3 protein-coding genes and 2 pseudogenes are annotated in these 3,986 nt (G+C 39.8%); all 5 read left to right on the top strand.

From position 1 onward, the window contains the following. Positions 1–339: 339 nt before the first annotated feature. Positions 340–540: a YybH family protein gene (locus WIW52_RS11260; RefSeq protein ID WP_443295488.1), complete on the top strand. Its 201-nt coding sequence runs from the start codon at positions 340–342 to the stop codon at positions 538–540. A gap of 5 nt (positions 541–545) precedes the next feature. Next, positions 546–776, top strand: coding sequence for a hypothetical protein (locus tag WIW52_RS03090; protein WP_012952957.1), 231 nt, complete (start codon positions 546–548; stop codon positions 774–776). Continuing rightward, positions 769–1,980: an MFS transporter gene (locus tag WIW52_RS03085; protein WP_337708545.1), complete on the top strand. Its 1,212-nt coding sequence runs from the start codon at positions 769–771 to the stop codon at positions 1,978–1,980. The genes WIW52_RS03090 and WIW52_RS03085 overlap by 8 nt, the downstream gene beginning before the upstream one ends. Before the next feature lie 71 nt (positions 1,981–2,051). Further along, positions 2,052–2,617: pseudogene (locus tag WIW52_RS03080) on the top strand (hypothetical protein). Positions 2,618–3,024: 407 nt separating this feature from the next. Further along, positions 3,025–3,986 (top strand): annotated as a pseudogene (locus tag WIW52_RS03075) (transposase); the annotation flags it as partial.

Here is a 3,986-nt window from a genome sequence, read left to right as displayed (position 1 = left end):
TTATTTATTAGCTACAATAGCCCGAAATATATGATATTTTGTTGTAAATTAATTGAGTTAAATTCAATTTATTCTAAGTTTTAGTTTATCTTGCAATAAACGAGATTCCCATACTGACGTATGAAAATACTTCATCTAAGATAATCCAAATAGAGTCAAGTAGTAGCTAGTATTATCTTCTGCTCGTCTCTACTAGCATAACTCATTAAAACGCATTAAATTATTCTATATCCCGCTGTAGAAATAAAGTGAATTTATAGTGAACATATTAAATCTTCTAGGATTATTACCAGCAAGATTTTTAACTTGTGTTATATAAGCTTAAAATAGTAAAGAAATATGTTTAATTATCAAAAATTTGAAAAAGATTTCATAGAAGCATGGAATTCACACGACATAGAATATTTGTTAAGTTTTTACACAGACGAGTTAGTTTATATACACCCAGGTGAGCATCCTAGAGTAATTAAGGGGAAAGAACAATTTAAAAAGTACCTAGAAGTTTTTTTAAGACATTTCCTGATTACAAATTCGAATTAATTAACGTGGCATGGAATGACAACATAGGGTTCGGCGAATGGATAGGGAGGTCAACTTTTAATGGCAAGAGATACGGATTAGAAATTAAAAATAAAAAATTCGAAATAATGGGTGTAGATATATTAATTATCGACAAGGAAAAAGAATTGGTAAAAGAAGAGAGAGTATATTACAATCTATTATCGGTTTTAGAACAAATATGTAAAAACCTGGAGGTGAAGTGTAAGGATGAATGAATTATCTAAATCAGTCCTTTTCTCTTCATTACCTTCGTTTATCTCTTCACTTGAGGCTACAATGATATTGATGGTCATTCCATTAATAGCTAAAGATTTTTCAATAACATATGTAAAAGCCTCAACTTTATTGTCAATTTATATCGTCACTGAGGTCTTACTTTCCATTCCATTTTCACTTTTAGCCGAAAAAGTTGGAGTAAAAATGGTCATAATATTAGGGACAATGATAATGGCTTTATCGTCCTTTCTCATAATTTTTTCTAACTCTTTTTTACTTATACTCATTCTTAGGATTTTTCAGGGTGTTGGGGCTTCAATGGTTCTTCTAACGTCTTTGTCTTACGCCAGTCTTATAGGCTCAGATGAGGAGAGAGGGAAAATGATAGGGTTAAATCACACTATAGTTAGCCTGGGTTACGTTTTTGGCTTACCCCTTGGAGGAATAATTGCTGAAATTAATTGGAAATACTTATTCGCGATAACATCGGTTCTTTCCTTTATCTCACTGTTCTTAATACTATCCCTTAACGAGGTACATGCAAAGTCGGGATTAGGGATTAATATAATTTATACTTCGCTAATATTTGACGGTATAATCTTAGGACTATATTACCCACCGTTCTTATTACTATCCTTAGTAGGTCTAGTTATGACTTTGTGGAAAATAAAGTTAGGTAAGGTATTTTATTTAACTAGTCTTTCGGGCTTTTTACACTCAATTACAAGGAATATGATAGCCGCTTTCTTTGTATTTTATTTATACTCCTTACATTTACCTGCCCTAATCATTGGCTCGTTAGTTCTCCTTTACCCTCTTTCCTTTACGTTTGTCTCATTTTACGCTGGTAAGCTTCACGATAAGTATAAGTTAAGGGTTGCGTCTTTCGGTTTTGTCTCAATGGCCTTATCCTCCTTGTCTCTTTTCTTCAACGTCATTCTGGGAGAATTTTTACTGGGTGCGTCTTCTGGAATTGCTACCACTTCAAACACTGCTTATACAATGTCTTCAGTTAGAAATAAGGATAGAATAGTAGCCTCTGGAATAAGAAGCGTTCAAGGAGTTGTAAGTAATACTATAGGGTTAATTATTGCCTCATATTTCAGAACGTTCTTGACTCCTTACGCCGAGATTACAGTCCTTCTAAACTTAGCGTCACTTCTTATCTTAGGTATTGTAGTCTTTTTCGCAAATATTGAGTAAAACTTTGTTAGTGTAAAATATATTTATATTGTCGATATTTTAAGGGTAGTAATCATTATTGCTGAGAGATCATTTTTGGTCCTACAAAAGAGATATCAACTTTTAAATATGTCTTGTGCAACCTATTACTTGCGGCATTACCATCAGCTAAAGTATTTATTTTAGCCTATGATATTATTTATAACTTTTTGCATAGCTTCATATTATCCGCTACCTTAAGCGCTCTAATATCTTCGGCATTAGGTGCGATATTATCCACTTATCTTGACAGATATCTTATGAGGCGTGGGATAAGACCTCCTGGAATAAGGAAAAAGAAGCTAGAACTAACTCTGCAACATAATTCTCTGACTCCCTATCTGAAAACTCTAACGCTTTCTCATGCCTCTTAATCACTTTTTCATCAATAGGTTGTCCACTCTCCGGAGAAATTATATACTTGGCCATGCTCGGCATGATGTATTTGCAAAATGCTGTAGCTTATGATAACAAGGATTTGTACTTGAGGGCTAAGGAGTATCTGGCAAGGGCTGAGGAGGCTATGGAGGGGAAGAGTGTAAGCTTTGAGACTAGAATGTTGGTTGACAATTTGAGGAGTAAGATTGAGACGTATAAGTATCGTTTCGGGGAAAGATAAAGGCTTAAACGCACAGATTGTTTTAATTATTGTTACAAAATTCTTACTCTTTTGGTAGTTATTCTTATCAAGAAAACTGTCCGAAATTATTAGCAAATGTAGTTAAGGTGCCGCTGCGGGAATTCGAACCCCTAACACAAGCTCGAAAGGCCTTTATAGACTAGTCTCATCGGGCTGTTGACGCTAAGCTCAAGTTCTAAGCTTACGCCTGGATGATGAACTCTGCTAATTCCGTAGTAGATAGGGCTACAAGTAAGGGTTGGAGCTAGAGAATAACGTTGAAGTATATGTTACTGAAAAATTCCCAATAAATAATATACAGCAGTTATGGGAATCTTAGGGAGGTAATACCAAGAAGTCGGTATTAGCGAGAAGTTTTTAATTTTAGACGTCGTCCCACTGAAAAGATGCCGAACGGAAAAGGACAAATCGAGTTAGCTAAGGAGAGGCTGGTCAAGGCGGTCAACCAGATCCTAGGCATAGTGAGGAGGAACGGGAGGAGCAGGAAGGTCGAGTTAGCACTAGTCCTCATGACCCTGCTAGGTGGTAGGGCCAGCGTGAAGAATGCTGCTGAGACGTTCGGGTTGGACTACGCAAACCTGCTGGAGGCGTTGGGAGAGCTCCACGACGCGTGGAAGGACTACTTGAAGGTCCTGTCGGGGCTGGTGAAGGGTGAGGTGGCAGTAATCATAGACGACACCGTGGACCACAAGGAGTACTCCAGAGGGAAGGACGTGAGCCCCCACGGAAACTACTGGATCTACTGCCACGCCCACCGGAGATTCGAGAGGGGTATACAACTCCTCACGGTCGCAATAGTGGACCTCTCCACGGGCAGGACATTCATGGTAGGAGCCTTCCCCTACGCCGTGAGGAAGATGTTGGATTTGGAGATGGTCACCGAGTTCAAGACCAAGATCGACTTGGCCAAGGAGATGTTGGACGTGCTCAAGGGGTACTTCCGCGTGTCCAAGGTAGTCTTCGACTCGTGGTACTGGTCGGAGAAGCTCGTGAAGGACAACGTGGTGTCTGAGCTCAAGTCCAACCAAGCTCAGGGTCGAGTCGGCCCGGGGGACCCTCGAGGAGGTGGAGGGACACTTCCGAGTGGGAGACCTACCCCCCGGCGTCTACTACGCCGACCTGACCCTGGGAGACCGAGTGGTTACGGTGAAATTGCTAGTTCAAGAATATAAAGGTGACTCCGGTACACACGTTAGGTACCTCTACACGACCGATCTCTCGCTTAGTGAGGAGGAGATCGAGGAGGCATGGAGGATGAGGTGGGAGATCGAGAAGCTTCACAGGGACGTGAAGGCCTTGGGACTGGAGGACTCTTCGTTCTGGAGGAGAGAGAGGCTTCAGGGTTACC

Source organism: Stygiolobus sp. RP850M (genome assembly GCF_037389295.1).
Lineage (GTDB): Archaea > Thermoproteota > Thermoprotei_A > Sulfolobales > Sulfolobaceae > Stygiolobus.
Note: the sequence above shows the minus strand (reverse complement) of the source record. Positions and strands in the feature narration are given on the sequence as shown.